The organism is Lysobacter sp. FW306-1B-D06B (assembly GCF_038446665.1).
Classification (GTDB): Bacteria; Pseudomonadota; Gammaproteobacteria; order Xanthomonadales; family Xanthomonadaceae; genus Lysobacter_J.
The window spans coordinates 534,828-552,414 of sequence record NZ_CP151802.1 but is presented as its reverse complement, the minus strand read 5'-3'; the positions used below and the strand labels follow the sequence as shown (position 1 = coordinate 552,414).

The 17,587-nt window shown below is 60.2% G+C and carries 13 protein-coding genes; 7 read left to right on the top strand and 6 right to left on the bottom strand.

The annotated features are described in order from the left end of the window. Window positions 1-208 precede the first annotated feature (208 nt). Entirely contained in the window at window positions 209-550 is a 342-nt protein-coding gene (locus AAFF32_RS02490; RefSeq protein WP_342316391.1) for a hypothetical protein, read from the bottom strand. A gap of 1,017 nt (window positions 551-1,567) precedes the next feature. On the opposite strand from AAFF32_RS02490, the gene AAFF32_RS02485 reads away from it, so the two are divergent. Together AAFF32_RS02485 and AAFF32_RS02480 are read left to right on the top strand one after the other, a co-directional pair. After that, a complete protein-coding gene (locus AAFF32_RS02485) occupies window positions 1,568-2,095 on the top strand; it encodes a hypothetical protein (RefSeq protein ID WP_342316390.1) in 528 nt (175 codons plus the stop codon). Between the two features lie 336 nt (window positions 2,096-2,431). Further along, window positions 2,432-3,007 (top strand): DUF4019 domain-containing protein, encoded by a 576-nt coding sequence (locus AAFF32_RS02480; protein WP_342316389.1) that lies wholly within the window; start codon window positions 2,432-2,434, stop codon window positions 3,005-3,007. Window positions 3,008-4,053: 1,046 nt separating this feature from the next. On the opposite strand, the gene lepB is transcribed toward AAFF32_RS02480, so the two are convergent. Both lepB and AAFF32_RS02470 read right to left on the bottom strand, forming a co-directional pair. Continuing rightward, window positions 4,054-4,839, bottom strand: a complete 786-nt coding sequence (lepB, locus tag AAFF32_RS02475; protein ID WP_342316388.1) for a signal peptidase I — start codon at window positions 4,837-4,839, stop codon at window positions 4,054-4,056. Between the two features lie 427 nt (window positions 4,840-5,266). Next, window positions 5,267-6,172 (bottom strand): IS3 family transposase, encoded by a 906-nt coding sequence (locus AAFF32_RS02470; RefSeq protein WP_342316387.1) that lies wholly within the window; start codon window positions 6,170-6,172, stop codon window positions 5,267-5,269. Window positions 6,173-6,788: 616 nt separating this feature from the next. On the opposite strand from AAFF32_RS02470, the gene AAFF32_RS02465 reads away from it, so the two are divergent. The 3 genes from AAFF32_RS02465 to AAFF32_RS02455 all read left to right on the top strand — a co-directional run bounded on the left by AAFF32_RS02465 (window position 6,789) and on the right by AAFF32_RS02455 (window position 9,461). After that, window positions 6,789-7,490, top strand: coding sequence for an outer membrane beta-barrel protein (locus AAFF32_RS02465; RefSeq protein WP_342316386.1), 702 nt, complete (start codon window positions 6,789-6,791; stop codon window positions 7,488-7,490). A gap of 550 nt (window positions 7,491-8,040) precedes the next feature. Next, window positions 8,041-8,664: a hypothetical protein gene (locus tag AAFF32_RS02460; protein WP_342316384.1), complete on the top strand. Its 624-nt coding sequence runs from the start codon at window positions 8,041-8,043 to the stop codon at window positions 8,662-8,664. A gap of 488 nt (window positions 8,665-9,152) precedes the next feature. Next, window positions 9,153-9,461 carry a hypothetical protein gene (locus AAFF32_RS02455; protein WP_342316383.1) on the top strand — a complete coding sequence of 103 codons (309 nt, stop codon included), beginning with the start codon at window positions 9,153-9,155 and terminating at the stop codon, window positions 9,459-9,461. 416 nt (window positions 9,462-9,877) lie between these two features. On the opposite strand, the gene AAFF32_RS02450 is transcribed toward AAFF32_RS02455, so the two are convergent. After that, window positions 9,878-13,453 carry a transporter substrate-binding domain-containing protein gene (locus AAFF32_RS02450; protein ID WP_342316382.1) on the bottom strand — a complete coding sequence of 1,192 codons (3,576 nt, stop codon included), beginning with the start codon at window positions 13,451-13,453 and terminating at the stop codon, window positions 9,878-9,880. Window positions 13,454-13,513: 60 nt separating this feature from the next. Here AAFF32_RS02450 and AAFF32_RS02445 point away from each other — a divergent pair, with 60 nt between their 5' ends. Next, entirely contained in the window at window positions 13,514-14,143 is a 630-nt protein-coding gene (locus AAFF32_RS02445; protein ID WP_342316381.1) for a response regulator transcription factor, read from the top strand. 385 nt (window positions 14,144-14,528) lie between these two features. On the opposite strand, the gene AAFF32_RS02440 is transcribed toward AAFF32_RS02445, so the two are convergent. Both AAFF32_RS02440 and AAFF32_RS02435 read right to left on the bottom strand, forming a co-directional pair. Further along, window positions 14,529-15,161, bottom strand: coding sequence for a response regulator (locus AAFF32_RS02440; protein WP_342316380.1), 633 nt, complete (start codon window positions 15,159-15,161; stop codon window positions 14,529-14,531). 641 nt (window positions 15,162-15,802) lie between these two features. Next, a complete protein-coding gene (locus tag AAFF32_RS02435; protein ID WP_342316379.1) occupies window positions 15,803-16,027 on the bottom strand; it encodes a hypothetical protein in 225 nt (74 codons plus the stop codon). 228 nt (window positions 16,028-16,255) lie between these two features. Between AAFF32_RS02435 and AAFF32_RS02430 the strand changes: the two genes are divergently transcribed. Then, window positions 16,256-17,557 (top strand): transposase family protein, encoded by a 1,302-nt coding sequence (locus AAFF32_RS02430; protein WP_342316378.1) that lies wholly within the window; start codon window positions 16,256-16,258, stop codon window positions 17,555-17,557. Window positions 17,558-17,587: the final 30 nt, after the last annotated feature.

Below are 17,587 nucleotides of genomic sequence, written 5' to 3'. Positions count from 1 at the left end.
GTTGACGAGCGCACTTCGACCGCGAAGCAAGTCCTGCGAGCGAAGTGCCCGCAGGCTTCAGCAACGACGCGTTACACGCTGCACCTGGAACCTGCAACGGCATTTGGCTCGCCTCTCATTACCTACTACAGCGGCTACGTCAGAACCGACGGGTCCAAACGCAAGGTCCACCTCGCTACGCAGACGTACGAGTGAATCGGCGTTTGGGTCAGTTATGCGCGTCGTACGTATCGCTTCCGACAAGCACCTTGTAGTAATCGCCCTTTCGAAGAACGGTTGCATCCCGGCCCGGACTCATCCCGGAACCCGTGCATTTCAGGAGAAGTCCGTTTGATAGCTCCATCTGACCGTAGCGCGGGCACCCGCCGCCAACTTCGTCCCCGTTATGGTCGAGCCAGCGTTCGACGCGTGCATCTCCCACAAGCTCATAACCCTCGGCCTCAAGCGCTGCGATGCGTGAACTGGATTGCGCCGAGGCGGGTGCTGTCTTAGTGAGCATCAAAAGCAGCAAGGTGGCAGCGAGGCCCCGCATGGTGGAACGAGCAATCATGTTCAACTCCGTGATCCATCGGTTTGCGATGCGGTACGCACCACCACAAAATGGCACTGGCGGCAGCTTGCGGCTAGCCGCCCTTGATGGTGAACGAGTTGCGAAGGAACTCACGCAGGTTCTTCGCTTGTTCGCCCTTCTCGCCGTGCTTGAACACCTGGATCTCACAGCCACGTGCCAGGAACTCCTCGACGGACTCAGCGGGCGGCCTCGGAGCAGGCGAGTAGCGAGGTACAGGGAGAGCACTTCCAGTGCTTGCGCAGCAATGCCGTGAGTTCATCTAACCGGCCGTGCAGTCTCGATTTCGCGTCACTCATGGCGTGGGCCCATCGAGCGGCGGCATAGGCCTGCCGTAATACGCAGCCCAGAAGAAGCGAGCCGCATCAATCCGAGCCGAGGCGGTGCCGAATTCCCGCTCGAAGAGCTGGCGCGCCTCGTCAGTCGAAACCGCACGACAGCTGCCGAGCTGTGCGGCACGCCACTGTTCGCCAGCAGTGAGCCGCTTCACCGCCCGCCCGCCTTTGGCTTCGGACTCCACAGCGGGCATCCCAGATCACCGTTGATCGGCGGATTTACTTCTTCGGTCGGCGTTGCCAGATGATTCGCTGGATTGTGCTTGCAATCCGAGCAACAACGAGCGCTCCAAGCGCTCTTGCAGTCTAAAGCCATCTTGTTTCCTCGCGCATTCCACACAACTAAGTGCCCCGGCGCCATTTCCTCGAAGAGCGCCTGGACCGCTCGTGAGCGATGCGGTCAATGCATTTCTACGTGGCGCCGGGGCGTGCCTAGCTTCACCCGTTATGGCGGGCGGCGCTATGCGATTTCTTTCAATCTGAAGAATTGCCCACGACGGAGCGATGTCCAACCGCAGATGAAATCTGGGCGAGCGAGTATCCAGCGAGAGATGAGAGACAAAGGCGATTGCAGTTGGGGACGATATCCTTTCGGACTTCTACGATGGATGTAGCGTAGCGCGGGTGGGACACTCGCGCGCCGTTCCATCCTGCGTAGATATCTATGAGGTTCGTCGCGCTCGTGCTTTGCTTCGTCTTGCTGTCGCCCCCTGCGCCCGCCGCGGACTGGACCTCAAAGGTTCTGGCGGAGGGCATATCCCTGGATGTGCCTGGGGAGACGGTGCCATTCGAAGATGGTGGCATGAAAGGCTTCATGTTCAAGGGCGAGCACGCCGGCCAACGCTATGCTCTCGTCGCAGTTGCGAAGCATGTTCCGCCGAAGATTCGCGCTGCCCTGACGTCCAGTGATCGCCTTGCGCAGCTGTACAAGGGCATTTACGACGGTGCGCTCCAGCAGGCCGGCGGTCCGGGGGGGCTGTCGACGATGGTCGTGCGCTACGCGGGTGGGCTGAAAGTGCTCGAAACGAAGGGCAAGATCAAGCAAGCTCACGCACGCTACCGGTGGGTATACGTGAATGGAAAGCTCTGCCAACTGACAACGCTCACCGCTACGGCCGCGTCCCCCATCGCGGACCGCTTCTTTGAATCATTCCGCGCGCGCCCTGCCCAAGAACAGCTCGCAAGGCCCTAATGGAGCCTGGGTCGCGGGAGATCGCCCCGCAGTAGCGGTGGTGGTCTCTCAAACGAAGCTTGCGAGATCCACGCCTGGGCGATCCGTCAATAAGAACGGAGCCGGTGCATGCGTGCTTGTGGCCGAAACCGCCTGGCTCTCGCGTTCAATCAAGCGGTACTATCAGCCGCAAACCTGCGCAGCTGTAGCCTAGGCTGGGTGGCGACCGGATTCGCCCCAGCCACCGCTGCCCATACATTGAATGCAGTCATCGACGCCATCGACAATGACCAGGCGTCGAGAACCGTTTAGCCTGCCCACGAACTCAACGGGCATCTCTCCCGGAAGGGGCTGCAAATGTGCAAATGGCTCGGCCGGTTGATGAGTGGAGACAAGCCGCTCGCGCCAACGATCGGTGCGGCGATCGGACCAGTTCCGCTGGAGCCTGATTCCCCCGCCCAATTGGACCACAGTAACAACGACGATTCGAAAGGTTTTGAGGTCGCACCTGAACTGATCTCGGACCACACCGATGCCAATGAGCTGGTCAAGGCCGCGTTGGAATTGGCGCAGCTTATGGGCACGAATCAGGTCGGCCAAGCCTGGGATCAGGCATCCCCGGTGATGAAGCGGGTCATCGGTCGAGCGACGTTCCTGGACACGGTCACCGCTCAACGTGGGTCGTACGGCGCGCTAACGGAACGACGCTGGGCGTCGGTCAGCCGCTACACGGTCGAGGCCAGTGCGCAGACACCGCCGGGCGCGTATGCGAATGTCGAGTTTGAGGTGCGCTTCGCCAACCGGAAGGTCGGTCGGGAAATGGTGGCATTTCACCTGGACGAGCGGGGTACATGGCGTTTCAGCGGGTATGCCATTACGCACCCGCCGGCCGAGCCGGCAGTACAGTATGAGCCATCTGAGAGAAAACCATGAATAGATCACAGAGCTCGTTCTCGGCCGCGTTGTTGTTGCTGGCGATGCTTGGCGGTGAGACTGGCGCTCAGTAGGCACTTGCGGCCCAAGCTTCATCACGACCGGCGGGTCAAGATACCGATCCGAACGCGCTGTTAAGGGCTTCCGACCGTTCGTAGCAATTTGCTCGAGCTCGGAGCGCTCCGAAGCAATACAACATCGATCCCAACCAGGCACACCCTGTAGCGTCTGGTGCCGTCACCGAAGACTTCACTCAAGTCGGTACGAGGCCTCCGCTTCGCTTTCGTTTGTGAACCCCCATCCATACACGCCTACACCTTCACTGGCCTACGCGTTATCCAGGTGCGATCCTAGATGCACAGAATTGATACTGGTCAGCGTCAGGTGTCTCTTGTTGCCGCCCGTCTTGTTCGGCCCCTCAACGGTGAGATCCTTCAAGTCCAAACGAGGGGCAGCATCGCGCTTAGGCACTAAGCTGCGATTCGCAGGAGCTCGTCTTCTGCAAACGAGAGCTGCGAGAGGAAGGCAAGTCGCAAGCCTCATTAGGTGGCTGCGACTCCGGCAGCTTCGCCGCGCAGCCCCCGACTAGCGAGCCAAGCGTTGACACTAGAAGGGTCAACTCACTAATTGATCTACAGTTAGGCGCTGACGCCTTCTCCTCCGGCGGCATCTTCGAACAGCCAGCCTGCGCCGATGAGAATGATCTTCGCGCAGAATCCCCAAGCTATGCCTCTGCAAGCTTCATGCGGGCTTACCTTCGAGTACCGGAAAGACTCCACGCGCAGTGAGCGGCGCTATGAGCCTTGGCCACGGGCCTCCCGGAAGAAACCAGTCGATCTCGGCAATCTCGGCGCCAGGTGTGGGTGCCCTCGATGCGCGCCATGAAGACTTCGGCGACAACTACCCTTCCACGCTCATTCACCGCTACATCCTCAAATCGGCCGAGGAATAGGGCCCCTTTGAGCGTGACGCACTCCGAAATCTGCTCAACCGATTGGGTGAAAGCACCGTCCAACGCCAGATGAGCTTGGCCGCAATGTAAGAAGCTACTGGATCCGGGTGCCTAGGCGCCCGGTGTCCACGCCGCCATCGAAGTTCATCCAGATCAGGAAAGCCTTGCCGCGCAGGCTCCGCTCCGGCAGGAAGCCCCAGTATCGGCTGTCGTCGCTGTTGTCGCGGTTATCGCCCATCACGAAATACTGACCTTCCGGCACGACCCAGTCGCCTTCTAGTTGGTCGCGGAACGCCACATTGGTGCGCTCCAGGACGCTGTGCTCGCGACCAAGCAAGTTCTCGCGAAACTCCTCGGCGCCGGTCATCTCTGCGCCGTTGCCGGTGCCCTGGTACATGCCGATCGGGAAATTGCGTAGCACGTGCCCGTTCACTGTGAGCTGGTTGTCGTGATATCCGATGTGGTCGCCGGGCAGGCCGATTACGCGCTTGATCCAGTCTTGATTGGGGTGGTGGGGCGGGCGAAAGACCACCACATCGCCGCGCTGGGGCTCGCCCAGGTCGACGACCTTCTTGTTCGTGATCGGCAGGCGCAAGCCGTAGGTGAACTTGTTCACCAAGATGAAGTCGCCCGTCAGTAGGGTCGGCATCATTGAATTGGAGGGGATGCGAAATGGCTCTGCAATGAAACTCCGCAGGATCAACATCAACGCTAGCACTGGAAAGAGTGCCTTGGAGTAATCGATGACGAGCGATTCCTCGCCGTCGTCTAGTAGACCTTCGCGCGCCCTGCGACGCTTCGCGAGTACCAGCACATCGAGCAGACAGACAAGACCGGTGAAAGTTGTCAGGCCAACCAGGAGTAGCTCAATCCAACCCATTCTCTGTCTCCGATGCGAGATCCTACGGAGCGTTAGGTCAGCAGGCTCTCCGATAAGGCTCGCGATGGTAGGCGGTCATCAAGCAAAAGGCCCTCCGAATGATCCGAAACCGGATGCAGAAGGCTCGAGAAGCCCTCTCCAACAACGGTGGAGCCTGGGTTGGCTTGATTGGGTTTCGTTATGGATCCGCGACGATCAACAAGCCGAAACCTGGGGCCGTCCAGGCTCACCTAAGAACTGGAACGTACTGGCGCTTGCAGGTCCCTTTGCGGCTTGTGCGCTTCGGCGAGTGGCGCACTAAAGGATGCAGGAGGCGTTAGGCCCCCGGCGAATGTCGCAGGGCAGGGAGGAAACCGAAGCTACGGGTCGAGGAATGAGACTTCGAGCTCAGTGCTGGTCCGACTTCACTATCTGGAGTTACCAGGATTTAGTGGACACGTGAGCGGCAGGGCCGATGTGCCGCTTCGAACTCGATGGGGCTAACGCCACCTAGGTGGCTATGCCGACGAATCGGATTGTAGAAGCCCTCAATGTACTCGGATACGTCCAAGGCAGCCGCTTGGCGGTCCGCATAGATGCGCTTCTTGATTCGCTCCTTCTTCAAGCTTCCGAAGAAGGATTCGGCGACTGCGTTGTCCCAGCAGTTCGCCCGCCTGCTCATGCTTGGCTCGAGATGGTTGGCCTTGCAAAAGCGACGCCATGCATCACTTCCATACTGCGTTCCCTGATCCGAGTGGATCAAGGTCTTTCGGGGGCGCCGAGAACGAACGGCCTTCGAGACAGCTTCCAGGACCAGCTCTCGATGAATCGTCGGCTTGACGGCCCAGCCAACGACCTTGCGCGAGAAGAGGTCCACGACGACGGCCAGGTAGAGCCATCCCTGCCAGGTCCGGATGTAGGTGATGTCCGTCACCCATGCCTCGTTGGGCCTCGACGCCGTGAACTGACGCTGCAGCAGATTAGGGATCAATGCATTCGGCTTGGCAACCGGGATATGACGTATGCGGTAGCCGTGTAGCGCCTGGAGGCCGTTCTCGCGCATGAGGCGCGCAACCCTGTGCTTGCTGCAGGACTCACCGCGTTCGCGCAGATCCTGCAGCACTCTTGGGGCGCCATAAATCCCGTGACTGGCGGTGAAAGATGCGCGTATGAGACTTAGCAGGCGAGCATCCTCTTGGGCGCGATCGGACACCGGATGATCAAGCCAGGCGTAGTAGCCGGCACGAGCAACACCAAGTAGCCGGCACATCATCTGAATGCTGAACTCATTCCGATGCGACTGGATGAACTGATAAGCCCGTCGAGTCCTGCTTGGAACCTTCTTCGAAGACATGGCGCTTACCTCCCGCTGATCACACGGATGCTAGACCTTGTCCACAAGATGCTGGTAACTCCAATGGAACCCCCGCGGCCGTCTCTTTCGATGTTGGTTGGGGCGTTGGCGCAACGGTTCTAACCGCGCGGGACATTGCAGCCGCTCTATCCTTCGCCTCGGCTGGTCCTGGTTGCGCGGTATTGGTTACGTTCTGGTGGTCAGGTGGCAGCCGTTGTAGCCGCGGCTTGGCCGCTGAAACAGGTGCGCTCGTCTTCCCCGAGTATTGCGAGAGGGCTCGCAGTTTGTCCGATGCATGCCTCGACTTAGGCATCGCCAACGCACGCGCTGATGGCACGGCGCTGGGACTGCGATGCAGAATGCCGAGGTGCGTCAGGCGGAGGGGGCATTCGGAGATGTTGTCGCTAAGCGTTGGCCCAAGCAGTTGCCGGCGACGCTGCCAGTGGTCAATGAGGCGGTTCCCGATGACATCGTGCGCCGGCCGATATGCCCCTAGTACAGTCCAGCCCATTGATGAGCCTGGGGGGACGGGGATTGCAAGTCGCTTGATCGTGTGCAAACACATCAATGGCGCCTAAACCACGTGGCAGGTGGCTTGCATTTTAAGAGCAATCGTATGTTCGCCATCTTGCGGAAAGGGCGAAATCCGCCGATCCCATCCGACCCGGATGGGGCTCTACGAGAAATGCACACCATGAGAAAGGCTCTTACCGCGCTTGTACTTGCCCTCGCCGCGCCGCTGGCCGCGAACGCCAGTGATTCCAACGGCATTGGCTACACCAACGTACAGCTCGACTACATCTACGAATACGACTTCATGGATGGCGTTGGTATCAGCGGATCCTATGAGCTGACCGATAACTTCTTTCTAGCGGGAAGCTATGCATACACCACGGATTCGGAGGATGTGGTGGGGTATGCGGCTGACACCACGCACAAGTCGTACACGCTGGGTGTTGGCTTTAACACTCCAATCGGCGACAGGGCCGACTGGGTTTCGCAGCTCGCCTTCGCGCGCCATGATGTCTCTGGACACGACGTTTCTTGCTACGTGGCGGAACCTCAGAACTGCCGAGCGGAGCGGTGGTCAGCCCATGCCAAGGGCTACAACTTGAGCACCGGCGTGCGAGGGCGCATTACCGACAAGCTCACAGCCAATGCCTACGCCGGCTACGAGGACTACAGCGGATACGAAGGGAATTGGTACGCCGATCTTAACGTCGGCTACAACTTCACCAAGACCTGGAGCGCTGAGGCCGGCGTCAGGTTGAATGAAGACGCCCCGACGTGGAGGCTCGGCGTGCGCGCCAGCTTCTGACCGCGCTCACAATGGAAACTAGAAAGGCCCCATTCATGGGGCCTTTCATCAGGCGACTCCAGCCGTGCCGAAGTGAGCGTCGAGAATTGACCTCGCGCATCCATCGTATCCCCATGCGACGCTTCGGAGGCCGTTGATCGTTCGGTTCGACTTGGAATGCGTTCGCGTACTGCCCTGCGGGATTGGCCGAGTGGTCGGGCAGCTCCCGCATAGCTGCGTAGAAGCAGCCCGTCCAATGCGTTCTTACGCATACGCCCCGGTGAGTACCGGGCATTCCTATTCTCGGAAGAAGGAATCAATCTTTGGCGAGAGTGATACCCGCCGGCATCCCTTTGGTCTGTATTGCGATCGTCTCCCTAACCGCATGCTCCGGTGTTGGCACTACATCGAGCGTCGTGACGGAGTTCAATCAAGCCTCCTCGTCAGTCATGTCGACGACACAGAAATTTCAGACAAGAGCCTTCGACTGGTCACACGTGGCCACACGGGCAAGGCTGTAGCCCTTTCTGCCGCGAGCAGCATTCTCGGGCGGTTGTATGGAGATGGAAGCGTGTACGTCTTCCAGAAAGAGCAGCTCAAGGGGGCTGCGCTTGAACAACTCCCGAACCCGAGCCTCGCACTACTGCCCAAGCGGCTGGAAGAGGAGCTCCGAACCTTCACAAAGGCCAATCCCTCGCTTGTTCCGCCAGTGAGGCTTGAGGTCATCAGCGAAACGTGGACGCTGGTTTGCGATGACATCGATGAATCCGGCACGCCTTCTAAGCAGCGGGCCGCCATCAGAGGCAGCGTTCCCCAGAGGATGGCTTGTCTGAACTGGAGGTCTAGCCCACCATCTTTCCAAGTGAACGCAGCGCTGCGGTGCCTTCCCAGGATGGAGGTCTTCCATACAAGACAGCAACCGTTTCTGTCGACCATAACGAGCGATGCAATCCCGGTCCTTAGCGACTTGATCAATGCTGCCCCGGACGAGAGCACGATGATCAGCGAGATAACCAGCGACTGGATGAGCTTTGGAGTAGATTCCGCGGGAACCGATAACCTGACGAACGCTCCCACGCCAAGTGCCATCGTGATGAGCCCACACGCGGCAATGAATGGCGACACCCGAGAACGCGACGAGAGTGAAGCAGACGTATCGCCGAATCGTATGGGCGGCGATGTGGTGCCCTTGTAGTCCCTTTCCGCTTCAACCATCAGCTGCGCGATCCGCTCCTTCCATTGTGGCGCTACTCTGCCGCGCGCGAAATCAATGAAAGCGGTGTCCATGTGAACGTCAAAGCGGATGGCCGCATATTAGACTTCGCCTGCTGGGTGGCAGACATACGAAAACTCTCAAGTGCGTCAGCCGTAGATCGATTCAACGGGTGAGTTGAGTGGCTCTCAACGGTCAAACTGCCGACCATGCACGTGGGCGGCTTCACCCCTGGGGTGGGTGTTTGCTGAAGTGAGAGTGCTTTACCCGTTGGCTCCTCCCGGCAGGGTCGCGGCATAAGCTCAAAGCGCCGCAGGTGTGTGATTGGTCGAGATGGAGGCTTGCAACCCTTCGTCGTGTAGATCTTGTTGGCTGGGCGGTCGGTAACATGTTGTGGGGGTTTTCGTATTTTTCGAGTTCACCCCCCGCGTCTCTCTCGCGCATGCTGCGGCCTCTTGACCGGAGTTGCCATGTCGAACCTCGTTCCACTGCAGTCGCCCACCACGACGTCGGCGCCGCCGGCCGTGATTCCATCGAATCCAGACAGGCGCTACGTGGACGTGATCGAGCAGAATCTACGCGAGGCGTATGGGCAAGAGCCGGAGGTGATGCTGAGTATTTTTGCACGAGTGATCGATCAGCACCTGGCGAACACACTGCGATCAACAGGTCGACGACCATGGTTGGACCAGGCATTGGATGATGTGCTTGCGATGATTCCGCTGAAGTCCCTGGCTACGGAAAAGGGCGACTGCCCGGCTCTAAAGGGTGCCGCTTAACGCCGCCCCTCCAACCCAAGTAGTTCAACGTTCGTGCACTTGCGGGCACAGGATGGATCGCGGGAGGGCAGACATTGGGCCTTTGACCAGCTGCTGTCCTTCCAATTATTGACCACGCCCCATCCGGTGAGGCCTGTCAGGCTGCCCGGCGGAGTTCTGTTCGACTTGATGCTGCGTGTGGCGGATCCGCGGCGCACACGCGCTTATGGCGGGCATTGTCGTCGGTGGTACGCCCCCGCTCATTGTTTACTACAGCGGCATGCTTGGTTCCGCTATCGGTGTGATTCGGATGGCGACTTGCATCTGGTGCAGGTCGCGCGCTCTTCAGCGCTCAGCCGGCAGGACCAACTCATCTATGCTTTGTGCAACCAGCGCAGCACCGCCCGATGCTTGAGGCGGTGTAGCCTCCACCCATTCTATAGGGAGGTTGTCGTATTGGTCGGTGCGGACTCGGACAGCGCATCACGCATCATCTCAAGCTCCTGCAAATATGCCCGCAGGGCGGGGGAGGAGGAGCTGATGCCATCTCGTTCAATCTGTCGCATCAGCTCACGGCTACGGGTAGAGAAGCCTTCGAATCCGGCTGCGCCGAAGCCGCCTACAACGCGATGCAAGCGCTCCAATGCCAGAGCCTGGTCGCCTTCTAGGCAAGCCTGACTGAGGGAGTCGAGGTCATCTGCGGTGGCTGCGTACAGTGATTCCAGAATCTGGCGGGCAACTTCGGCAGAGCCGAATCGTGCCGTGAGAGTCTTCCGGAGTCCCGATGAGCCCTCTTCCGCTGGTGGTGGCGTTGCGGAAGCAGCACCTGACGTCGGAAGCCAGCGACCCACGACATTGCGCAAGGTCATCAAGTCAACTGGCTTGGCGACAAAGTCATCCATCCCGGCTGCGTGGCAGCGCTCGATCTCCTCGCTCAAGGCATTTGCACTTACGGCAATGATGGGCAATCGCGCACGTCCACTGGATTCCTCCCAGGAACGCACAGCCAGCGCCAATGCGTAACCGTCCATACGCGGCATCAGGCAATCCGCAATCAGCATGTCGAAGTGCGTGTCGCGGAGTCGCGCCAACGCATCAACTCCGTCGCTAACAATCTCTGCATCGAGCCCAAGCTGTAGCATTCGCCACCGCATGACTGTTTGGTTGGTAGGATGATCCTCTGCCACAAGAATGCGCAATCCGGCCCACTCGGATTGAGCGCCATCAGGCTTGCCCTTCTCCTCGGGAACTGCTGCAGCTTGGCAGAGCGGTAGGACTACTGCTACTTCCACTCGTGTTCCTGCGCCAGGCTCGCTCTCCATCGTCAGAGTGCCTCCCATCAGGTCGACGAGGCGCCTGCAGATCGTCAGCCCCAAGCCGGTCCCGCCATACTGTCGCGCGATGCTGGCGTTCGCCTGCGAGAACGGCGTGAACAATCGCGCCTTCTGGTCCGCGGTCATGCCGATGCCGGTGTCGGACACGGCGAGGAGGCAGTGTTGCCCCTGCGACGACTCGCGCTCTACTCGAAGCTCCACGGTCACCGTGCCTTGTGGCGTGAACTTGATCGCGTTGCTGAGTAGATTGAACAGGATCTGTCGGAGTCGTAGACCATCGACCCAATGCTGTGGCGCCAGGTCGGCGTCAGCGCGATCGAGCAATTGCAGACCCTTTGCATCAGCTTGTGGGGTAAGCAGCTGCTTGACGTTAGACATCAGAACGCGCAAGTCAACGCTGGTGGGTGCCAAGGTCAGAGCCCCAGCCTCGATCTTTGACAAATCGAGGATGTCATCCAGGATCTGGCGGAGCATCTGCGCCGAGTCGTTCACGGTGTCCAGGATGTGCCGCTGTTCTGGATCCAGCTCTGTGTGAGCCAGGATCTCCAGCATCCCAAGAACGCCGCTCATCGGCGTGCGAATCTCGTGACTCATGGTCGCCAGGAACTCGGATTTGGCGGCTGTAGCGCGCTCGGCCTGAGCCCTTGCCTGCGCCAACTCCTCCTCACGCTCGTGCATTTCGGTTACGTCTATCCAGTAACCGGACCACAATGGAACGCCGTCGTGTACTTCGCGCGGGAGGCTGTAGGACCTGACCCAGCGCCATCCCTTTGGTGTGCGTGCGCGAAACTCGAGGTCGATCGGCGATCGCTGTTTGATCGCCTGGCGCACAGCGTCGCGTAGGCGAGGGCGATCATCCGGATGGACGCGCGCGAAGATTGTTCTCTCATCACGAACCGCCTTCCAAGCATCGATGCCGAACAACCCGTCCATGTCTCCAATGACGAAAGGAAACTCGATATGGTCTCCGTCGTACGGCCGCGCCTGATAAACCACGGCAGGAAGTGTCGCGGCAATTTCGTTCAGCCGCGTCTCGACGCGCCGGCGCTGTTCGACTTCCCGCCTCAAGCGAAGGTGCCCTATACCAAACACGAGGAAAGCGGTAAGCACGACCAGCAAGAGCGGCACGGCCCAGCCCACGATCTGACGCCAAGAAACTCTGGTGCTGTACTCTGCCGATAGCCAATCGCCGCGCATTGCCTCGCGCTCGCGTGACGAAAGCGATAGCAACATGCGATTGAAAGCATCGATTGCAGCCCGGTGCTCCGGCTTGGCGGCTGCGGCAAGGCGGTCGTCGAATCCCGCTGGCGCCGCAACTTCCAGCACGCCCGAGTAGTGGGCGCGCAATAACTGGTCCACCACCGCCAGGTTGCCGATGTACGCATCGGCCTGCCCCGCCTTGACCGCTTCGAGGCCGGCCTGAGGGGTGGCTACCGACACTATGGTGGCCCCTGGAGCTTCGGCCAGTAGGCGTGGCCCGAGGCGGAGCGGGTCGGAGAGGGATACGCGTCGCCCTTTGAGGTCGCCTGCATCGATCACGCCGTCGTCACGACGTCGCATTACGATCACGTTTGCCACGGTCAAGAATGGCTTGCTCAACACCCAGCCAGGCAGCCAAGGCACGTCGTCGCTGACGCCAACGATCATATCCAGTTCGCCACTAGCTGCACGCTGGGGCACTTCGTTCCAGCTGTACGTCTGCAGTTGAACTTGCGCCCCAAGGCCTTGGAGGCGGCGCACATACTCGACGGCCAACCCGCTGGGCCGATTGCGCTCGTCAAGGAATGCGATAGGACTCCAATTGCTCGCCACCCCGACGCGCAAAGGCCGAGCAAATGCGGCTTGCTCTTGTTCGGATAGCGCCACCGCTCCGCTTTCCCACTCGAGCGGAGGCAGCCATCGAGCACGTCGCGCCCGAGTTTGCGCTTCTGGAATTGAAGACATGGCCACATCCAAGGCCTCCGCGAGCGGGGCATTGGAGTTGGGGACAGCAAAATGCAGAGTGTCCAAGGGTAGATCGCTGGGGCGAAGGAGTACCACCCCGGGCACATGCTCGCGGGCCACTAGGCTAGCCACCACATAGGGGTTGCCGAGATAGACATCGGCCCGATTGCCGACCAAGGCCCTTAACGCCGCCAAGGTGTCGGAGGCCTCCACATGGGTCGCACGTGGAAATCGCTGGCGCGCGGCTATTTGGGTTGCAAAACCTCGTTCAGTGATTACGCGCAGCCCCTCCAGGCCTCGGCTCGTCTTGGACCTCTCATCACCTGCGACTCCAACGAGCGCGACGGGCGCTTCGATGTACGGGCGCGTGAAAATCATGCAACGCGTGCGCTCCGGGGTCAGGGCCACGCTGATTACGACGTCGATCCGGCCGGCGCAGGCGTCCTGCAGCATGACGTTCCAATCACTGTAGCGGCGCACGTGGATCGTCACTCCCAACCGGCGAGCCGCCTCTTGCAGGGTCTCGAACGCCAAGCCCTCTGGGCGGCCCTGCTGCAGGCCTTCGAAAGGCAGCCACCCCTTCTCATGCATGCCAGCCACGATAACCTGGTGTGAGCTGAGCCATTGCTCTTGCCGGGCCGAGAGAGGTAGCTTTTCAGTTGCGCCGACGGTCGACGCCGTGAGCCATAGGCACAGCGCGGCAAGCACGTCTCTGAGCCAGGGTTCGATTCGCATGGCGCTTGCTCCCTCGTGCGAGCTAGATGGACTCGCACCTATACCAAGGAATGATAAGCCATGGCCTTGCGCATCATTCTCGCCGACGACCACCCGGTAGTACTGTTTGGGGCTGGCGCCATAATCAACTCCAGCGGCATTGGCACCGTAGTCGCGCAAGCGGCAAACGCAGAGCAACTGTTGCAGGCGCTCGCTACGCACCCGTGCGACGTTCTGGTCACCGACTTTTCGATGCCAGGCGACCGGGCTGACGGAGTCAGCATGCTGCATCAGATCCGGCGACAGTACCCTGACCTTCCCATCCTGTTATTAAGCGCCGCTACCAATCTGGCGGTCTTGCGGTCGGCGGCGGCGGCAGGAGTGTTGGGCATCGTCGACAAGGCTTCTTCGCTCGAAGAACTGCCGCGCGCGATACTGACCGTGCTGCGGGGCGCGTCATATGTAAGTGCGGCCCACGCACAACGTGCCGCGGAGGGCGGGGATTCCGCGCTCGCGATTCACCAACTGTCCCCCAGGGAGACCGAAGTGCTGCGCCTGCTGGCCGGTGGCTTGACCGTGAGCGCCATAGCGGAGCGGCTGCATAGGCAGGTGAGCACAGTCAGTCGCCAGAAACGAGACGCGATGCGCAAGCTTGGGATAAATGGCGACGCGGAGCTGTTCGATTTCATCCGCATTAGCGGATTCTCGTGATGCGTGAAAGCGGTTTCGGAAGTGTTTTATAGACACCGTTCAGAGGGCTGACAGAATGTGCAGTCTGCGGGGAAGCCAATATCGCCTTCCGAGCCAACAGACCGATGCGTTGGTAGGCACGTCCGCTATCTTTCGTGCTCAAAGGCAGGCGTAGAAACTGAATCAAGGAAACCACTTCACGTGATCGAACTATTGGAACCGCGCTTGTCAATCGCATGCTGCTGCCCGCGCTGCAAATCACCATTGCACCGAAGAAAAGGGCCGGAAGGGTACTTCTGGAGCTGCTCAGGCTTTCTAGACGGTTGCGTTGCAGTGCTTCGCGATCTCGATGGGATTCCGCAATTCGATGTCGTCTTCGATGAGTCGCCGCCGCCCTGAACAAAACTCAAGCTGAGCGAAGGTAATCGTACAGTTCGGAATCTGTCGACAGGCCTAGCTTCCGCATGGCGTCGCGCTTTTGGCGGCTGATTGTGGTGATGCCGCGTCGAGATCGGTCCGCTACCTGGCTGACGGTCAAACCTGATGACAGCAGCCGCAATACCTCCGCTTCGCGTGGCGATAGTGCCTGGGACGGACGGTAGCGCATGCGAGTATGGCCTGCGGCCGCGGCGCGCTGATCATGGGCTGTGCTCACGTACGACAGACCCCGGTGGACTGCCTGTATCGCCGCCGGAAGCTCGGTCAGGGAGGCGCACTTGTCAACGATTCCAAGGATACCCAGGCCGGCAATCGCGCGAAGAATTGCGATGTTGGTGGCGCCGCTCAATAGGATGATCGGCAGGTCCGGGTACAGGCGTCGGATCCGCGTGAGCATCGGGAACCCATCGGAGGTCTGCGGATCTGCCATCGCGAGATCAGTGACTAGCACGTCGCACTTGATCATTTCCAGCGCCGCAAACAACTCAGTAGGGTTCGAGGCCGTTGCCACGACTCGACCGTAGCCACTGCCTTCAATGTGCGCGCGCGCGCCAATGAGGACGACCGGGTGGTCGTCTGCGAGAACGATTTGGAGATTCATGTCGAAAGCGGTTAAGTCGGAAGCAAGAATGGGCGTCGGACGCTCTGTCCGGTCTAGAGCAATTCTTCACGCCGCTGCCTGGCACTTGAATGCAATAAGTACGAAAGACGGGCGGCGCGCGCTCCACAGCGTCCACCTGGCTGGGGCGCAGTCAGCCACAGACAGGCACGATGAGGAGCATTGCGTACGCGCTAGCTACTGCCGCGCTCCATTCACGACATCCAGCCAATCGCGTTTCAGCCGATAGAGCGAATCTCTGATTGAGACCGCGAGGTTGGTATTTCTGATGGTGCATCCGCTGTGTCTGGCGCGGCGAGACACATGCACCTGCGCCGACTGGCTGCATTACGCCTCCGATAAATCGCTGACTAACCTTCACTGCGGCGCCACCCTGCGCTCGCAAGCTCGAGCTCGCAGCGGGTCATTCGTGGCGCCGTGACAGAACGACACCTCTGTCGAGAAAGTTCCATGCTTGGCCGGGCGCCACTGAAACTCCCTGATGCCATCCAACTAGCCAAGGCGTCGATAGCTGCGTCACATCCAACCTTCGTAGGAGCACTTTCGGAGCGGCGCTCGCCTGGAGGTTAGTGAACCGGAATTGCGGTGCAGGAGGTACCGAGGCGTCCTTGCCAGCTTCGAAGCTATCGCTTACGCAGCCCCGGCAACCAACCTCGGCGAGAGGCTAGCCATACAGCCAGCGCGCACACGAAGAGCGCATAGAAGCTGATATTCCCGACGATCCCACCGATCCGATAAGCAGACTCTTTGCTGGACGGATCGACGAACTGATATCCGATCAACGTAAGGATGATCGTGAATACGATGTACGCCGCGAGGAACCAGGCGATGTGCAGAAAGATCCGCATGGTGCGCATCCATTGGCTGAGGGGGCAATAAGCGTACTCACGTGGTGAGTGTCGATCTATCCGAATCCTCGTAATCTGAAGGAAATAAGCCTGCTGAGCACTGTCCAACGGCAGATGAGCCTGGACGAGCGCGTTTCCAATGGAAGTTGAGCCCGGTCGCACCGCGGTACGCCACGAATTGACGCGCCGATGGGCGGCGTGCGTCGGGCCGGTTGATCATCACCTTGGATGATCATCAGTTTGGACGAAACACGAATCCGCACCATCGAGCAGGTACGCGCCGTTCTGGAGGGCACCCGCACCCTGGACCTGGCTCCTGCCGCAGACCGGCATGCGCGTTACGAGTGGATGGCCTCCGTGCTGGCGCGGCTGGGCTACCGGCAGCTCAAACGATCCGACCGCGGCTGGGTCCGACGCTACCTGCAGCACTTGAGTGGCTTTAGCCGTGCGCAAGTCACGCGCGCGATACAGCGCTGGCTGGCCTTTAAACCGTTGTGCCGCGCCCAACGCAGGCCGTCGAATGCATTCGCGCGGCGATACACCGAAGGGGACTTAGACGCGTTGGCCGAGGTCGAACGCGAGTACGGACGCCTGTCTGGGCCAGCAACGGTCGTCGTTCTACGGCGCATGTACCAGGTCTACGGCGACGAGCGGTTCGTGCGCCTCCAGCACCTGTCGGCATCCCACCTCTACAACCTGCGTCGCTCGGTCGCTTATCAATGCCGTCACACAGTGCGCACCAAGACCCGATCGGACCGCAAGGCGTCGGCCATAGCCGTACGCCGCGCACCGGTGCCGGATAACCGACCTGGCTTCGTCCGCATCGACAGCGTCCACCAAGGCGACTTCCGCGGCCGGTGGGGCATCTACCACATCAACGCCGTGGACTGCGTCACCCAGTGGCAGGTGGTGGCCACCGCTCCGTCGCTCAAACGCGAACACATGCTGCCGACGCTGCGCGCAATGCTGGCGCAGTTTCCGTTCGAGATCCGAGGGTTCCATTCCGACGGCGGCAGCGAGTACGTCAACTACGAAGTGGCTGCCATGCTGGAGCATGAGCGCATTGCCTTTACCCGCTCCCGGCCGCGGCGCTGCAACGACAATGCCCTGGTTGAGGCCAAGAACGGCGTGGTGGTACGTCGCCAGTTCGGCTACAGCTACGTGCCAGCCGAACGGGCCGAACAGTTCAATGCGTTCTGCGAGGACTACCTGAACCCTTTCCTGAATCTGCATCGCCCCTACCTGTTCGGTACCGAGGTGCCAGACCTGTGCAAGCCGGGCCGGCTGCGCAGGGTTCATCGTCCAGAACACATTCAAACGCCGTTGGAGAAGCTAGCCAGCCTGCCAAACGCAGGTCGATTCCTGCGCTCTGGCATCACCCTGGAAGCCCTTCAGGAGCAAGCCTTGGAGCTGACAGACGTCGAAGCCGCCAGGCGCGTCCGCACCGCACGAGAAGCCATGATGCGCGAGGTCGACCCCCGACGCTGGATTGGTGACGGCTGGGGTTTCGCTAGGCCAGCCGTGGCCTGAAGAGATAGCGTCAGATCTCTCCTATGACCG